This is a genomic window from Cellulomonas terrae, from assembly GCF_007990265.1.
In the GTDB taxonomy this organism is placed as follows: Bacteria; Actinomycetota; Actinomycetes; order Actinomycetales; family Cellulomonadaceae; genus Cellulomonas; species Cellulomonas terrae.
In genome coordinates this window covers 118,635-134,932 of sequence record NZ_BJWH01000007.1, presented here as the reverse complement: position 1 = coordinate 134,932, position 16,298 = coordinate 118,635, and the positions used below count along the sequence as shown (strand labels likewise).

Here is a 16,298-nt window from a genome sequence, read left to right as displayed (position 1 = left end):
ACGACCGGGAACGCCCCGCCGAGACGCTCGGTGGGGCGTTCCCGTTGCCGACGGTCAGAACGTCGCGGCGAGCTTGTCCAGCGACGACTCCAGGCCCTGCCGGGACAGCGCCGCGGTCTGCTCGTCGGCGTAGCCGCGCTCGACCACGGTGAGGAGCCCGTCGCGCACGGTCACGACGTGCGGCACCTCGCGCGGGATACCCGGTGGGAAGCCGAGGTCCTGGGGGTCGTAGGAACCGCCGTCGGCGTCGCTGAAGCCGTTGCGGAACTCCAGGCGCTCTCCGTCGTCGATGCGCGTGTAGGTCCACGTGTTCCACAGGTCGACCCCGTCGGGCGTCCGCATGGCGACGAGCGAGACGCCGCCCACCCGCACGTCCATCCGCGCGGCCGGGCAGGTGAACCCCTGCGGCCCCCACCACCGACGCAGGACGTCGGAGTCGGTCCACGCCGCCCACAGGGCGCTCGCCGGGGCGTCGAACGCCCGCCGCACCTCGAGGTCGGTCATGACGCCAGCTCCCGGTCCAGCGCCTCCATCGAGGCGCGCGTCCCGGACTCGAACCCGCCGGACGGGATCCACCGGTCACGGTCCTCGACGGAGGCGAACAGCGACACCGACGTCAGCCGGCACCCGCCCGGCGTGGGCTCGAACGTCTCGACGAGCAGCTGGAGGGCGCCCGGACCACCGGGCTCGAACTCGAAGGTCGACACGAGCCGGTGCGGTGCGCTGACCTCGTGGAACACCCCCCGCATCGGGTACTCGACGCCGTCGGAACGGGTCATCACCAGCCGCCAGCGGCCGCCGACGCGCAGATCGTGCTCGTCGACGACGACGGTGAACCGGTCCGACCCCTTCCACCGCGGCATCAGCGCGGGGTCGGTGTAGGCACGGAACGCCACCTCGGGCGGCACGTCGAAGTCGTGCACGACGACGACGTCCTGCCGCCCCGGCTCGACGATCAGCTCAGTGGAACCCATCGCGGTCCTCCTCCCGCCGCAGCGCGGCGATCTCGCGGTCCAGGGCGTCGAAGCTCCGCCGGAACGCCGCCCGGTGGTGCTCGAGCCAGTCGGTGGCGTCGTCCAGCGCGTCCTCACGGAGCCGGCTCGGCCGCCACTGTGCGCGCCTGCCCCGCGTGATCAGCCCTGCCTCCTCGAGCACCCGCAGGTGCTTGGAGACGGCCTGCGTCGTCATGTCGAACGGTTCCGCGAGCTCGGCCACGGTCGCCTCGCCGTCGGCCAGCCGGGCGAGGATGGCTCGACGCGTGGGGTCCGCGAGGGCGGCGAACGTCGCACTCAGCGGATCCACCTGTGAAACCTCTCGGTTGTGCAACCTGTTGGTTGAAGAATGCTCCTGCGGCGGTCGGGTCGTCAAGCGCATACGCTCGCGAAGGCGGCGACGCCGCCGCACGGCTGCGAGACGAGGGGAGTGTCCATGAGCATCAACGACGACGACATCACCACCGAGCCGGCACCCGCAGGGGAAGGTGTGGCAGACGGCGGCGCCAACCCGGGCGGCCACGACGGCGGCGCCGACGGGTCGGCCGGCGAGGGCCCCGCGGACGGCGGCGCCAACCCCGCCGGGCACGACGGGGGCGCCGACGGTTCCGCGGGCGAGGGACCGGCCGACGGTGGAGCGAACCCCGCTGGTCACGACGGCGGGGCGGACGGCTCGGCGTAGTGCCCGAGAACGTCCTGGCAGAGCGCGGACCGGTCCTGCGGTCCGCGCTCTCCCGCTGCATCGGCATCCCCGGCGAGCAGTTCGCCGACGAGTTCTGGGGGCGCGCGGCTCTGCTCTCCCCCGCGAACGACGACTTCGCGGACCTGTTCTCCGCGGCCGCCGTCGACGAGCTCGTCGGCCGCCGCGCCCTGCGCACGCCCTTCGTCCGCCTCGCGCACGAGGGCGACGTCCTGGCACCCGCCCGCTACACCGCGTCGGGCGGGTTCGGCGCCGAGGTGTCCGACCAGGTGTCGAGCGACAAGGTCCTGGCGGAGTTCGCGGCGGGCGCGACGATCGTCCTGCAGGGCCTGCACCGGCTGTGGCCGCCATTGGTCGACTTCACGCGCGAGCTCGTCGAGGAGCTGGGCCACCCCGCGCAGGTCAACGCGTACGTCACGCCGCCGTCGTCGCAGGGCTTCTCGCCGCACTACGACACCCACGACGTGTTCGTCCTGCAGGTGTCCGGCGAGAAGCACTGGGTGATCCACGCACCCGTGCACCCGGACCCGCTGAAGGACCAGGTCTGGACCGACCACCGCGCGGCGGTCGCTGAGGCAGGTCGGGGCACCCCCGTCATCGACCGGGTCCTGCGTCCGGGTGACGCCCTCTACCTTCCGCGCGGCTGGATCCACTCGGCGACCGCCCTCGGCGACACCTCCATCCACCTGACCGTCGGGATCTCCGCGTACACCCGGGCCGACGTCGTCGACACGCTCCTGAGCCTGGTCGGCGACTCGGCCGCCCTGCGGGCGTCGCTGCCGATGGGGATCGACGTCAGCGACCCCGACCGGCTGCGCCCGATCGTCGAGGCGACCGTCACCGACCTCGTCGCCGCACTCACCTCCGAGCAGGACCCGGTCGGGCTGGCCGCACGACGCCTCGGCGCCCGGTTCGACCGCGACACCCGTCCGGAACCGGTCGCACCCTTGGCGACGCTCAGCGCGATCACCGCGCTGAGCGAGCACACGACCGTCCGCTGGCGCCCGTCGTTCGGCGGCCGCATCGACACCGCCGGCGACCGCGTCCGGCTGACCGCCCGCGGCACGGTGCTCTCCCTGCCCGTCGAGGCGGCGCCGGCCCTGCACGTGCTCCGCACCGGCGACCCGGTCACCGTCGGCTCGCTCCCCGGGCTCGACCTGGCCAGCGCGCTCGTCGTCGTGCGCCGCCTGCTGCGCGAGGGTGTGGTGGTGACGTCGCCGTGACCGAGGAGTGGGTGCCCTGCAGCGACGGTGCCCGCGACCGCGACGACTCCCTCGTCGGCACCGGCTCCCACGGAGACCGCTGGTTCCTCGTCGAGAACCAGGCGGCCTGGGGCCGGCACGCACTGCTCGACCCGCCGTTCGACCAGACCCTCGGCCGCGCGCTGGTGCACCGCATCGAGGCCGCCGGGATCCGGCCGCTCGCCGTCCGCCGCCCCGGGCGCCGCACCACCCAGGTCGGCACCCGGTGGGCGCTCGTCGACTCCCGTCCGGGCCGGGAGTCGATCCGGTGGGGGAACGTCGACCGGACCTCCGACCTGCTCGACGTGCCGCTCGACGGCTCCGCGGGGGAGCCGTCGGACCGACCGGTCTTCGCCGTCTGCGCCCACGGCCGCCACGACCGGTGCTGCGCGGTCCGCGGGAGGGCGGTCGCCGCCCGGCTGGCGTCCGCGTACCCCGAGGAGACCTGGGAGTGCTCGCACCTGGGCGGCGACCGGTTCGCCGGGACGATGGTGCTGCTCCCGCACGGTCTGTACTACGGCTGGGTCGACGACGGCGACGCCGTCACCGTGGCCGACGCCTACCTGGACGGGCGCGTGGAGCCGCGGTTCCTGCGCGGCCGCAGCGCCTACTCCCACCCGGTCCAGGCCGCGCAGCACTTCGCGCGGGCTGCGCTCGGCGACGACCACCTCGACGCGTTCCCGCCGCTGGGCGAGCACCGCACCGCCGACGGCTCGTCGGTCCGGCTCGACGCGCCCGACGGGCCGGTGACGGTCGGGCTGGTCGAGACGTCGTCGGCCCCCCTGCTGTCCACCTGCACCGCCACGCAGGCGCTGCCCGTGCGGCAGTGGGCGCTCGGCGGGATGGAGCGCTAGGACGCCTGCGAGATGCGGACCGTGTTGCCCGACGGGTCCCGGAACGCACAGTCGCGCGGGCCCCAGCCCTGGTCGGTCGGCTCCTGGAGCACCTCGGCGCCGGACGCCTGCACGGTCGCGAAGGTCGCGTCGACGTCGTCGGAGGCGAACACGAGCATCGGCAGGACGCCCTTGGCGAGCAGCTCGGCGATGACGTCACCGTCGGCCTGCGACCGGCCGGCGTGCGGGTCGGACAGGACGATGCCGAGCCCGGGCTGCGCGTCGGTGCCGAGGGTGACCCAGCGGTGGCCGCCGGCGGACACGTCCTGCTGGACGTCGAGTCCGAGGGCGTCCCGGTAGAAGGCGAGCGCCTCGTCGACGTCGCTGACGGTGATGTTGGTGTACTGGAGTGAGATCGTCATGGGACCGACCCTAGGGAGCGGTCCACGGGCGTCGCTTCTTCGATCCTGACCGGTTACGGGACGATGTGGCCCGCTGTGCGGAACAGCTCGTACCACTCCGGTCGCGTCAGCGGGATGTCCGAGCCCTGCGCAGCACCCGTCACCCGGGCGGGGCTCGTCGTGCCCAGGACCACCTGCATCTGCGCGGGGTGACGGGTGATCCACGCGGTCGCGATCGCGATGGGCGGGACCTCGTACTTCGCCGCCAGCCGGTCGATCACCGCGTTGAGCTCCGGGTGGTCGGGCGAGCCGAGGAACACGCCGGTGAAGAACCCCGCCTGGAACGGCGACCACGCCTGGACGGTGATGTCGTGCAGCCGGCAGTAGTCGAGGATGCCGCCGTCACGGTCGATCGACTGGTCCTCCGCCTGCATGTTGGCGGCGACCCCGCGGGCGATGATCGACGAGTGCGTGATCGACAGCTGCAGCTGGTTGGCCACGATCGGCTGGCGCACGAACTTCTTCAGCAGGTCGATCTGCCCGGGGGTCTGGTTCGAGACGCCGAACGCGCGCACCTTGCCCGCGGCCTCCAGCTCGTCGAACGCCCGCGCGACCTCCTCCGGCTCCACCAGCGCGTCCGGGCGGTGGAGCAGCAGGACGTCGAGGTGGTCGGTGCCCAGCGCGGCCAGGGAGCCCTCGACCTGCCGGACGATGTGCTCGTAGGAGAAGTCGAAGCCGTCGGGCGGCACGATGCCGCACTTCGACTGGATGACGACCTCCGCCCGGTCGGCCGGCGTCAGCCGCATCGCCTCGGCGTACCGGCGCTCGCACACGTGCATCGCCCCGCCGTAGATGTCGGCGTGGTCGATCATCGTGATCCCGGCGTCGCGCGCCGCGCCGACCAGCGTGCGGATCTCGTCGTCGGACTTCTCGGCGATGCGCATCAGCCCGAGCACCACGTTGGGGACGACGATGTCGGTACCGGGCAGGGTGAACGTCTTCACAGCAGGGGTCCTCTCGGTGCGGTCAGCCCAGCCTGTGCCGGATCGTCCGTCGCCGCACCCGGCAGCGACGCGAGCAGGCTGGCCTGCGGTCGGCGCTCGCGGCCCGACGGCTCGCGGACCAGACGCGCGTCGACGACGAACCCGGCGGCCTCCAGCAGTGCAGCCACCGTGTCGGGGTCGTGCAGCCACGCGTCGCACCGCACGTCGTGGCCGTACGCGTGGGTCAGCGACCGGTGCTCGTCGGCGCCCGCCTGGAACCCGAGCAGCAGGTGCCCGCCCGGTGCGAGGACGCGACGCAGCTCGGTGACGACCGCCGGCAGGCCCTCGGGCGGCGTGTGGATGATCGAGTACCACGCGAGCACCCCCGCCACGGCGCCGTCGGGCAGGTCGAGCGCGGCCATCGACCCGACCTCGAAGCGCAGCGTCGGGTACGTGTGCCGCGCGACCGCGATCATCCCGGGCGAGAGGTCGATGCCGACGGCGTCGATGCCGTGGTCGGACAGGTAGGCGGTCAGTCGGCCGGTCCCGCAGCCGACGTCCGCGACGGGGCCGTCGACGCGGTCCGCGAAGTCGGCGAGCATCGCCCGGTCCAGCGGCCCCTCGGCGTCCAGGCCCGTGACGATCCGGGCGTAGTCGACGGCGACCGTGTCGTACGTGGCGCGGGTCGCGTCGAGGCTCATCGCGTCAGCCCGTGACCAGGAAGCCGGCGCGGAGCAGCACCTCGTCGCGGGACGACGGGCCCACCAGCAGCTCGAACCTCCCGGGCTCGACGATGCGGCGGCCGTCCGCGTCCACGAGCGTGCAGTCCGCCACGGGCAGCGTCAGGTCGACGACGACCCGCTCACCGGGCGCGACGTCCACCTGCCGGTAGGTCTTGAGCTCCTTCGTCGCCCACGTCACCGACGTGACGCTGTCGCGGACGTACACCTGCACGGTCTCTCGCGACGGCCGGTCCCCCGTGTTGTGCAGCGTGACGTGGGCACGGACGGTGTCGTCGACCCCCAGCACCGGCTCGACCACCTGCAGGTCCGCGTACTCGACGGTCGTGTAGGACAACCCCTCCCCGAACGCGAACGGCACCCGCTGCGTCAGGTCCGCGTACCGCGTCCCGTGCTGGCCGGGGAGCTGGTTGTAGAACACGGGCAGCTGACCGACGTGCTCCGCGAACGAGATCGGCAGGCGGCCCGACGGCTCGATCCGGCCGAGCACCAGCTCCGCGACGGCGGTCCCGCCGCGCATCCCCGGGTTGGCCGCCCAGATGATCGCGGCGGCGTCCCGGGCCGACGGCGGGAGCACGTGCGGCTTGCTGGCGATGACGACGACGACCATCGGCGTGCCCGTCTCGGCCAGCGCGTCGAGCAGCGCGACCTGCCCGCCGACGAGCTCCAGCGTGGCGGTCGACCGCCCCTCGCCGACGAGCTCGATGCGGTCACCGACGACCGCGACCACGACGTCGGCCTCCCGCGCGACGGCGACCGCCTCGGCGATCAGGGCGGCGTCGGGCTCGACCGGGAACACGACCTGCGGACGCGGCTGGCCGTCGGGGAAGAACTCCCCCTCCGGGTCGAGGCCGAGCGTGAGGATGTCCGCGCCACGGGCGTGCGTGACGGTCCAGCCGTCCGGCACCTCGGCGCGCAGGCCGTCGAGCACGGTCTGGGTCAGCTCGCGCGGGTGGCCGTCGGGCAGCCAGTCGGCCTGGCCCGACGAGCCCGCCCAGTCGCCGAGCTGCGCGTGCTGGTCATCGGCGTTGGGGCCGACGACGGCGATCGTCTTCGTCGCGTCGGAGAGCGGGAGGGTGCCGTCGTTGGTCAGCAGCACCAGCGAGCGACGGGCCAGCTCCAGGTTCAGCTCGGCGTGCTCGGCCGCGCCGATCACCGCCGTCTGCCGCTCGACGCTCGGGTGCCGCGGGTCCTCGAACAGCCCCAGCTCGAACTTCAGCGTGAGGATCCGGCCGACGGCCGCGTCGATGGCGGCCTCGTCGAGAAGCCCTTCACGGACGGCCTCCTGGGCTCCCTCGAAGAAGCCTGGCGTCACCATCACCATGTCGTTGCCCGCCCGCACCGCCGCGGCCGACGCGTGCGCGTAGTCGGGCTGGATGTGCTGCTCCCAGACCATCCGACCCACGTTGTCCCAGTCGGTGACGAGCGTGCCCTCGTAGCCCCACTCGCCGCGCAGGACGTCGTTGAGCAGCCACTCGTTGATCGTGATCGGGACTCCGTCCATCGACTGGTACCCGAGCATGAACGTCCGGCAGCCCTCCCGGGCCACCCGCTCGAACGGCGGCAGGAACCAGGAGCGGAGCTTGCGACGGGAGATGTCCGCCTCGGTGGCGTCGCGGCCGCCCTGCGTCTCGGAGTAGCCCGCGAAGTGCTTGGCCGTCGCCAGGATCGCCGTCGGGTCCGCCAGGCCGGTGCCCTGGTAGCCGCGGACCATCGCGGAGGCCAGCTCGCCGATGAGGAACGGGTCCTCGCCGAACGTCTCGCTGACCCGACCCCAGCGCAGGTCCCGGGCGATGCAGAGGACCGGGGAGAACGTCCAGTGGATGCCGGTCGCGGCCACCTCGACGGCCGTCGCCCGCGCCCCGCGCTCCAGCAGGTCGGCGTCCCAGGTGGCCGCCATGCCGAGCTGCGTCGGGAAGATCGTCGCGCCCTCCCAGAAGGAGTGCCCGTGGATGCAGTCCTCCGCGATCAGCAGCGGGATCTGCAGGCGGGTCTGCGCGGTGAGCTCGTGCGCCTGGCGCACCCGCTCCGGGGACGTGTGCAGGATCGACCCGACGTGCAGGTTCAGGACCAGGTCCTCGACACCGCCCTGCGCGTTGAGCTGCATCATCTGCCCGACCTTCTCCTCGAGCGTCATGCGCCCGACGAGGTCGGCGACGCGCTCTGCGACGGGGAGGGCAGGGTCCTGGTAGGGCGCGTTCATGGCGATGTCCCGAGTGTCGGATCGATTCGACGATGATGTCTGCGGGACACCCTAGAGGAGCGTGCGATGACGGACGAGTACGAAGCGGTTCGGGCCAAGCTGAACGACGGATCGCTGTATGTGGACTACGGCCCCGGGCTGGAGGCGCTCGAAGCCGAGCGCGTCGCCGGCAAGGAGCTGACCTACGACTACAACCACTCGCGCCCCGCCGAGGCCGCGCGGCGGACGTCGATCCTGCAGCAGCTCCTCGGCTCCGTCGGCTCCGGCGCGTGGGTCGAACCGCCGTTCCACGTGTCCTACGGCTCGCACGTGCACGTCGGCGACGCGTTCTACGCCAACTTCAACCTCGTGCTCGTCGACGACGCCGACATCCACATCGGCGACCGCGTGATGATCGCGCCCAACGTCACCATCTCGACCGCCGGCCACCCGACCGTGCCCGAGGAGCGCGTCGGAGGGCGGCAGTTCTCTCTGCCCGTGCGCATCGAGGACGACGTGTGGATCGGCGCGAACGTCGTGATCCTGCCCGGTGTGACCGTCGGCGCGGGGAGCGTCATTGGGGCGGGCTCCGTCGTCACCCGCGACATCCCGCCGCGCGTCGTCGCGGTCGGCTCGCCGTGCCGGGTGCTGCGCTCGGTCGACGACGAGGGCGGGCGACCGCACCGCCTCGCGTAGCCCCGCGACGGCCGATGCTCCAGCCCGGAGCACCGGCTCGGCGGCGTTCGTCGGCGGGTCGTTCCCGCAGGTCAGGGGCGCGTGTCAGTGGGGGATCGTACACTTGTTCTAGTCCCGATCGAGGGTGACGCGTGTGCGGCAGGAGGTGGTGACGGTGACGGCGGTGCTCGACGATCTGGTCATCGACGACCTCGTCGCGACCGACCTCGCCCGCGCGCGAGAGCTCGCGCCCGTGGCGTCTCCTGTCCTCGTGTGGGCGGACTCCGGGCGCGGCGCGCGTCCCGGCGCTTCACCGGACGTACCGCCGGGTGCGCGCATGGTGGACCTGGGGGCGGTCGAGGAGTTCCCGCTGCCCGGCGTGGAGATCGAGCAGCTCGTCGCGATGCTCGGCTCGGTGCCCGTCGCGGACGTGTCCGGGGCGGCGTTGGTCAACGGAGTGGCCGCGTGGCAGCAGGTGCTGAACATGGCCCAGGCGGCCCAGGCGGAGTGGGTCCGCGAGCTGGAGGCACGGACGCCGGATGCGCTCCGGCACGTCCCGGACGAGCTCTCGTGCGCCCTCGTGACCACCAGACGGAGTGCGGAGACGCTGCTCCTGCGGGCGTGGGGCGCCGCGCAGCACCCGGTCCTCGCTGACGCGTGGGCGGGCGGGGAGGTCGACGCCCGCAAGGTCGACGTGATCCTGGACGAGCTCGGCCGAGCCGGGCAGGCTCTGTCCGGCATCGAGGTCGCCTCGGTGGTGGCCGACGCGGTGGACCGAGCAGGGACCATGACCGGTCCGCAGCTGACCCGGCACGTTCGTGCCGCCCTGATCGCCGCTGACCCGGCCGTCGCCGAGCAGCGGCGGGTGGCGGAGCGGGAGCGGCGTGGAGTGTTCCTGGAGCTGGCGCCCGACGCGATGGCCCGCCTGATCGCGTACCTGCCCGCGGCCGAGGCGACGGCCGCGTTCACGGCGATCGACGCCCTTGCCGGCAACGCCGGCGCGGACGGGGACTCCCGGACGGTGGACCAGCGGCGGGCCGACGCGTTCGCCGACGTGTTCACGTCGACCCTGGACCGCCAGGCGACGCCGGACGGGACCCCGCTCCCGACCAGGCACGGGCAGCGGGTCGCCCTGCAGGTGAGCGTCGCGGCGACCACCCTGCTGGGGCTGGACGACGCGCCCGGCCACCTGGGCTCCTACGGTCCGATCCCCGCCCAGGCCGCCCGCGAGCTCGCCCAGGACGCCACCTGGCGACGTGTGCTCACCGACCCCGACACCGGGCAGGTCTGCTCCGTAGGGACTCGGGCCTACCGCCCGGGGGCGGACCTCACGCGGACCGTGCAGGCCCGCGACGTGACCTGCACCTTCCCTGGCTGTCGCCAACCCGCGACCCGGTGCGAGCTCGACCACCGCATCCCGTACGACGTGACGCGCAGCGCGAGCGATCAGGTGCACGACCCGCAGACCTGCGAGGCGAACCTCCACGCGTTGTGCAAGCACCACCATCAAGCCAAGACGGACGGCTGGTGGACCGTCACCTACGACCGGACCACCGGCGTCTCGTCGTGGACCGACCGACACGGCATCACGAGCGCCCGGCACCCCGTCCCGGTTCTGGTCCCACCCGAAGCCCTCCACCACCGACCACCCCCGGCACCACGAGCCGACCGCAGCGACCCACCGTTCTGACTGCGCGCGATCGTCGCCCTCGCCTACACCACTCACCCGCGCACCCTCGCTCACCCGCGCAGCCGAGTGAGGTTCCCGCGGCGACCGAGCGTGCCGCTGGTCACTTGACCGTCGGATCGTGGTTGGAGGCCGGTCCGCACGGGCCGGGTAGCCCGCTACGTTGGCGCGCATGCGTATCGCGGTCCTGTCCGACGTGCACGGCAACCTCACCGCGTTCGACGCAGTGCTGGCGGACATCGACGGTCGCGGGATCACGACGATCCTCAACCTCGGCGACGTGGCCGGGAAGGGTCCGCGGGGCTCGGCGGCGGTCGCCCGCACCCGCGAGCGCTGCACGCTGACGGTTCGCGGGAACTGGGACGACTTCCTGCCGGCCTCGGCCGAGCACGACGACCCGGCGATCCGCTGGTGGCATGCCGAGCTCTCCGGCGACGACCGAGACTGGCTCGCGAGCCTGCCGCTCAGCCATGACCTGGAGCTCGGCGGGCGGAACGTCCGGCTGTTCCACGCGTCGGCCACGAGCGTCTACACGCGCGTGCACTTCCACCACACCGACGAGGAGTTCGCGGCGATGTTCGCGACGACCGAGCTGACCGGCGACGGCCCGGAGCCCACCGTGGTGCTGTACGGGGACGTGCACGACGCGTACGTCGAGACGTTCCGCGGCCGGACGTTGGTGAACGTGGGCAGCGTCGGCAACCCGCTCGACGAGACGACTGCGTCGTACGTGATCCTGGAGGGCGTCGGCATGACCTTCAGCGTGCAGATCGTGCGCGTGCCGTACGACGTCGAGGCGGAGATCGCCGTGGCGCATGCCCTCGGGATGCCGGAGCTGGAGTCGTGGACGATCGAGCTGCGGACCGGCATCTACCGCGGGCGGCACGCCGAGGTGGGCCTCATCGGGCAGGAGTGAGACCGACCGCGTTGACCAGCCGACGCACCACCGCGTCCGGGTCCGACTCCCACTCGGTCGCGAGCACCTGCACGACGCGCCACCCGCCGGAGCGCAGCGCGGTCGGCTGGGTGACGCGGCGCTCGTCGAGGGAGTGGGCGAGGAGCCGGGTCGGCTGGTCGACGAGGACTCCCACGGTGTGCTCGGCGGCGCCGGGCGGACGCAGGGCCAAGTCGGCACGGAACGCGGACTGGCCGACCCCGGCGACGACCTCGACGCCGGCCGCGCGGAGCGCCTCGGCGATCTGCTCGACGATCGGGGAGACGGCCTCGGGCGCGGCACGCCCGCTGCGTTCACGGAGGCCGGCGAGCACGCCGGCCGCCGCAGCAGCGTCCCCGTTGGAGACCGCGTCGGCGTAGTGCAGGAAGCCGCGCAGGGTGTTGGCGCCGTCGTTGTAGGTGTTGGTGATCGCGGTGTGGTCGATGCTGCTGACCAGGACCATGTGCCGGCGCGCGCGGCTGAAGATGACGTTGAGCCGCTTCTCGCCGCCCGCGTTGTTGATGGGACCGAAGTTCATGCGCATGCGGCCGTCGGGTCCGGCGGCGTAGCAGACGCTCATGAGGATGACGTCGCGCTCGTCGCCCTGGACGTTCTCGAGGTTCTTCACGAACAGCCCGACCACCTGGCCGTCCTCCTCGCGCGCGAGCTCGGCGTCGTACCGGCGGGCGAACTCGGCGTCCTCGCGGCCCAGCCGCTCCAGCGCGCGCTCGATCTCCGACTGCTGCGCCTCGGAGAACGCGACGATCCCGAGCGTCTGCCCGGTCCCCCGGGCGAGCAGCTCGCGGACCAGGTGCGCGATCCACACGGCCTCCTGCGGGTTGGTGCGCTGCGTGTAGACACCGTCGAGCACCCGCATCGCGCTGATGCTGCGCTCCAGCAGGCCGTCGACGGCAGCGACGACGTCCTCCTGCGCGGGCATCGCGCCGACCGCCACCTCCAGCGGACGCGCCCGGACGTGGGTCAGCGTCCGGTCCGGGATCGTGGTCAGCCGCCCCTCGTAGAAGGCCGCGTTGCTGAACTGGATGAGCGCCTCGTACTGGCTGCGGTAGTGCCAGGTCAGCATGGTCGACGGCAGCCGGACGGACCCGACCGCGAGGAAGCTGTCGGAGTCGAGCACCACGCCGACGGGGGCGTCGTCGTCGCTGACCGGCTCGTCCGACGACGGCGCGCCGACCTGGAAGTACCGCGTGGGCGGCAGCTGCATCCGGTCCCCGACGACGATCACCTGCGCGCCACGGAACAGCGCCGGGACGGCCTCCTCGACGGGGATCTGGCTGGCCTCGTCGAAGATCACGACGTCGAACGACGTCTCCAGCGGCAGCGTGTCGGACAGCGACGACGGGCTCATCAGCCACACGGGCCGCATCGCCGCGACGACGGCGCCGGGGTCCGCGGAGGCCAGGTGCCGGATCGACTTGTACGCGCGGACCTTGCCGAACTCGTGCTCCAGCTCCCGCCGACCCGCCATCCAGACCGCCTTGAGCGCCCGGTCCTCGGGACTCATGCCGGTGACGCTGCGCTGCGAGTGCGCGACGGACTCCGCGAACCGTGCGCACAGCCGGGCGGTGACGACGGCGGCGTTGGCGCGCTGGAGCTCAGGGGCGCGTTCGGCCACCCGGTCCAGCAGGTCGGCCAGGCGGTCGCCGTCGAGCCTGTCGAGCGAGGGCTCCAGCGCGCGGGCCTCCCGCATGGAAGCGGCGACGACGGCGTACTCGAGCTGGTCCGGTGACGCGTCGAGGTGCCGGAGCGCACGCAGCACGGTCGGGGCCGCCGAGAGGTCACGCAGCGTGCCGGCCGTCGCCCGGACGAGGGCCTGCCCGTCGGCGCCGGTCAGGCCGCGCAGCTCGTCGCGCAGGTCGGTCATCGGGAGGTCGTCCGCGCCCAGGACGAGTCCCGACAGGAGCGCCCGTACGGCCTCGACCTGGTCGGGGAGCCGGTCGAGCACGTCGTCGGGCTCGGTGTCGGCCAGGCGGGTGCGCCACACGGCGAGCGCGCCGGTGTACTGCCGGATCGCGGTGATCCGGTCGCTGAGCACCGCGAGGTCACCGTGCCCCCACTCGCGGGCGAGCTCCTGCGAGAGCGCGTCGGCGCGGGCCGCGGTGTCATAGCGCGCGACGAGGAGCTCGAGAGCCTGCGTGGCCGTCGGCCGGACCTGCCGGTCCCCGGCGTCGAAACCGGCCGCGACCAGCTTCTTCACGCGCCGCCAGCCACCGTCGAGGAACTTCCACGCCGACGGCTCGCGTCGGCGCGCGATGTCGAGGGCGGCGGCTGCGTCGGGGGCGGAGAGCGGCGCGCGCCAGCCGACCGCGGCCCGGTCGGCGGCGTCCGCCGCGGCCTCGACCTCGCGCCACGCGGCCGTGGCGTCCTGCAGCCGCCGCGCGGCCGGCGTCCGTGGGGTGACCGCCGAGCCGAGGTCGCGCTGGACCAGCGGGGCGAGCACCGCGTGCATCTGCCCGATCGCGTCCGCGTCGTCCACCGTGAGCCCGTCGGCGTCGGACGACGCGACGAGCAGCGCGAGCACGGCCTCGATCGCGTCCACCGCCTCCTGGGCACGCTGGGCGACCACGGCGTCGGCGCGGGACTCGTGCAGGATCGCGGGGTCGACCAGGCGGACGGGCGTCCTCGCGAGCACCGGCGCAGCGCCCGCCCGCGCCAGGGCAGCGACGAGCGAGTCGACCAGCGGCCGGGCCGGCACCCAGTCGGCCGGCTCGGGCAGCAGGGCCTGCTCCGCGGGGGTCAGGTCGTCGCCCCAGCGGAACCCGCGCAGCGAGATCAACCGGTCGAGCACGTCCTGTACGTCCGCGAGCGCCCGCTCGTACGCGCCGACCTCGGCCAGCGCGGCGGTCGTCGCGTCGATCAGCGCCGCCCGTCGGGCCTCGACGGCCCCCAGCGGCTCGTCGTCGGCCAGCCACCGCTCGTACGTGTCCCGCAGCCCGTGCACGAACTCCTTCTTGTCCTGCTGGCTGTCGTGCACCAGCGTGCAGATCTCGCCCAGTCCCTGCGCACGAAGCCGCGCGTGCACCACGTCGAGCGCGGCGCGCTTCTGGCAGACGAACAGCACCCGCTTGCCGTGCGCGACGAAGTCGGCGACCAGGTTGGTGATCGTCTGCGACTTGCCGGTTCCGGGCGGCCCCTGGATGACGAAGTTGTCGCCGGAGCGGGCCAGCGCCACGGCGCCGACCTGCGACGCGTCTGCGGGGACCACGAGGTAGCGGTCGGCCACGGGGACGGTCGCGCCGTGCTCGGCGACGTCCCGCGGGGCGCTCGAGAACAGCTCGTCGAAGGCGGCGTTCTCCAGCGGCTCGGTCAGCAACGAGTCGTAGTCGCGGACCAGGCTGAGGGTGCGGTAGTTGAAGTTGGCCAGCGTGACCATCGTCAGGTCGACGTCCCACGTGTAGGGGTTGTCGTCGGCTGTCGACTGCACGGAGAACGTCTCCACCACGTGCTGCGGGGCGGGTGCGTCGCCCAGCTCGACCGACAGCGGGATCGGTCGACGCTGGATCCGGTCGGCGTAGATCTGCACGCCCAGCGGCGCCCAGCCCGGACGCCGGTACGAGTACGCGTACTGGCGGCGGCCGATCGTCGGGCGGCTCGACGGCCGCCGTCGCCGGTACGCCTGGAGCGCCACCTGCGCGCGGTGCCGGACGAGCTCGATGCGGGGCTTGTCGACGAGCGAGACCACGACGGCCGGCTGCGTCGCGCGCGCCTGCCTCTCGATGGTCGCCCGCAGCTCCTCGACGGCCCCGTCGGCGGCGAGGTCGACAGTCTCGGGCAGCCGCAGGCCGAAGAGCTCGTCCAGCTGGTGCCGCAGCACCGGGTTGACCTCGGCCACGGTGCTGGTCAGCTCCATGCGGTACGCGTCGCGCACGCCCCGCTGCTTGGTCAGCGTCACCGGCGCCAGCACCAGGGGCGACTCGATGGGCGTGGTCGGATCGTTCTTCACGTCGTGCCAGCGCAGGAACGCCACGACGAGCCGCAGCTGGTCGCGCCCGTACTCGGCGCGGTCCCGACGGGCCGACGAGATCAGCGCGTCGAGCGCCGCGGCGGCGTAGGGGGCGTCGTCCCACCGCACCAGCGAGCCGACGTCGAGCACCTTCCCGTCGACCAGCCGCGACGACGCCGGACCGCCCCACGTGAACAGCTGCGACGCGCGGATGTGCCGGACGTCGAGCACCAGCGGCACCGACGCCTCGGTGAGGTTGATGGTCCGGCCGGTGGGCCGGAAGTGCAGGAGCGGGTTGCGCCGGGACGCGTCGAAGAGCCGGTCGCGCAGGTGCGCCAGGACGGCCGCGCGGGAGTCGGGCTGGGCGCTCAGCACCCGGTCGAGGTCGAAGTCCTCGGGCTGGTCGCGGTACGACTCCAGCCGCCTGACGACGTCGGCGAGGTCCTGCGCGCGACGCCGGCGGTCAGGCGCGATCATCGCGCTGGCGACCGTCGCGAGGACCGGGTGCAGCCCGGGGTCGAGGGCGAACAGGTTGTTCCGCCGCTCCTGGAGCTGAGCCGCGTCGCCCTCGTCGGCCAGGTCGAGCCCGCACACGAGCGCGACGAACAGCTCGCCCAGGCTGGCGATGTCGGTGAGCTCGTCGTGGTGGCCGACGAGGTGCTCCCAGCGCTGCCAGCCGGCGACGATCCGGACGGTGCCCTCGTCCTGCTCGACCTCGACGGCGCCGGTGAGCTCCGCGGCCGCGATCGCCGACCGGTTCCGCACCGGCGGTCCGGCGAGCGACACGTCGACCGTCACCGGGTCGTCGCCGTCCTGCTCCAGCGCCGCGAGGCCCCGCAGCGGTGCGACCCTGCCGGTCTCGTGGAGCGTCTGCACCGTGCGGAACACCGGCAGCAGCAGTCCCAGGACGTCGTCGGCGGGCAGCCCGCCCCGCTCCACTGCGCGCTCGATCAGCCGCCGCATCAG

The 16,298-nt window shown here is 73.3% G+C and carries 14 protein-coding genes; 6 read left to right on the top strand and 8 right to left on the bottom strand.

Features of this window, described 5'->3' with window-relative positions; genetic code table 11:
• Positions 1-54 precede the first annotated feature (54 nt).
• The 3 genes from CTE05_RS09025 to CTE05_RS09015 are packed head-to-tail and all read right to left on the bottom strand — an operon-like array spanning position 55 to position 1,302.
• The gene (locus CTE05_RS09025; RefSeq protein ID WP_146845791.1) at positions 55-504 is read right to left on the bottom strand and encodes an SRPBCC family protein; all 450 of its coding nucleotides are present in this window, start codon (positions 502-504) and stop codon (positions 55-57) included.
• Positions 501-974, bottom strand: a complete 474-nt coding sequence (locus CTE05_RS09020; RefSeq protein ID WP_146845790.1) for an SRPBCC domain-containing protein — start codon at positions 972-974, stop codon at positions 501-503. Before CTE05_RS09020 ends, CTE05_RS09025 begins: the two co-directional genes overlap by 4 nt.
• Positions 961-1,302 carry an ArsR/SmtB family transcription factor gene (locus CTE05_RS09015; RefSeq protein ID WP_246123446.1) on the bottom strand — a complete coding sequence of 114 codons (342 nt, stop codon included), beginning with the start codon at positions 1,300-1,302 and terminating at the stop codon, positions 961-963. Before CTE05_RS09015 ends, CTE05_RS09020 begins: the two co-directional genes overlap by 14 nt.
• Before the next feature lie 126 nt (positions 1,303-1,428).
• Between CTE05_RS09015 and CTE05_RS20730 the strand changes: the two genes are divergently transcribed.
• From CTE05_RS20730 to CTE05_RS09000, 3 genes are read left to right on the top strand one after another with little or no spacing between them, the layout of a single operon-like run.
• Complete coding sequence (locus tag CTE05_RS20730) at positions 1,429-1,674, top strand: BatC protein (RefSeq protein WP_146845788.1); 246 nt, start codon at positions 1,429-1,431, stop codon at positions 1,672-1,674.
• Complete coding sequence (locus tag CTE05_RS09005; protein WP_222595445.1) at positions 1,674-2,915, top strand: cupin domain-containing protein; 1,242 nt, start codon at positions 1,674-1,676, stop codon at positions 2,913-2,915. The genes CTE05_RS20730 and CTE05_RS09005 overlap by 1 nt, the downstream gene beginning before the upstream one ends.
• Positions 2,912-3,787 carry a ferredoxin family protein gene (locus tag CTE05_RS09000; RefSeq protein WP_146845787.1) on the top strand — a complete coding sequence of 292 codons (876 nt, stop codon included), beginning with the start codon at positions 2,912-2,914 and terminating at the stop codon, positions 3,785-3,787. The genes CTE05_RS09005 and CTE05_RS09000 overlap by 4 nt, the downstream gene beginning before the upstream one ends.
• On the opposite strand, the gene CTE05_RS08995 is transcribed toward CTE05_RS09000, so the two are convergent.
• Genes CTE05_RS08995 through CTE05_RS08980 form a run of 4 tightly spaced genes read right to left on the bottom strand, consistent with a single transcriptional unit; the run spans position 3,784 to position 8,093 of the window.
• Positions 3,784-4,188, bottom strand: coding sequence for a VOC family protein (locus CTE05_RS08995; RefSeq protein ID WP_146845786.1), 405 nt, complete (start codon positions 4,186-4,188; stop codon positions 3,784-3,786). The two genes, CTE05_RS09000 and CTE05_RS08995, sit on opposite strands and share 4 nt — an antisense overlap.
• A gap of 53 nt (positions 4,189-4,241) precedes the next feature.
• Entirely contained in the window at positions 4,242-5,171 is a 930-nt protein-coding gene (locus CTE05_RS08990; protein ID WP_146845785.1) for an aldo/keto reductase, read from the bottom strand.
• Positions 5,168-5,851, bottom strand: a complete 684-nt coding sequence (locus CTE05_RS08985) for a class I SAM-dependent DNA methyltransferase (protein ID WP_146845784.1) — start codon at positions 5,849-5,851, stop codon at positions 5,168-5,170. The genes CTE05_RS08990 and CTE05_RS08985 overlap by 4 nt, the downstream gene beginning before the upstream one ends.
• Before the next feature lie 4 nt (positions 5,852-5,855).
• Positions 5,856-8,093 carry an exo-beta-d-1,3/1,6-glucosidase gene (locus tag CTE05_RS08980; RefSeq protein WP_222595444.1) on the bottom strand — a complete coding sequence of 746 codons (2,238 nt, stop codon included), beginning with the start codon at positions 8,091-8,093 and terminating at the stop codon, positions 5,856-5,858.
• Between the two features lie 66 nt (positions 8,094-8,159).
• Here CTE05_RS08980 and CTE05_RS08975 point away from each other — a divergent pair, with 66 nt between their 5' ends.
• The 3 genes from CTE05_RS08975 (at position 8,160) to CTE05_RS08965 (ending at position 11,350) form a co-directional block, all read left to right on the top strand.
• Positions 8,160-8,768: a sugar O-acetyltransferase gene (locus CTE05_RS08975; protein WP_146845782.1), complete on the top strand. Its 609-nt coding sequence runs from the start codon at positions 8,160-8,162 to the stop codon at positions 8,766-8,768.
• Positions 8,769-8,901: 133 nt separating this feature from the next.
• Entirely contained in the window at positions 8,902-10,437 is a 1,536-nt protein-coding gene (locus CTE05_RS08970; protein WP_146845781.1) for an HNH endonuclease signature motif containing protein, read from the top strand.
• A gap of 169 nt (positions 10,438-10,606) precedes the next feature.
• Positions 10,607-11,350: a metallophosphoesterase family protein gene (locus CTE05_RS08965; protein ID WP_146845780.1), complete on the top strand. Its 744-nt coding sequence runs from the start codon at positions 10,607-10,609 to the stop codon at positions 11,348-11,350.
• On the opposite strand, the gene CTE05_RS08960 is transcribed toward CTE05_RS08965, so the two are convergent.
• Positions 11,334-16,295 (bottom strand): AAA domain-containing protein, encoded by a 4,962-nt coding sequence (locus CTE05_RS08960; protein ID WP_146845779.1) that lies wholly within the window; start codon positions 16,293-16,295, stop codon positions 11,334-11,336. The genes CTE05_RS08965 and CTE05_RS08960 overlap by 17 nt on opposite strands.
• Positions 16,296-16,298: the final 3 nt, after the last annotated feature.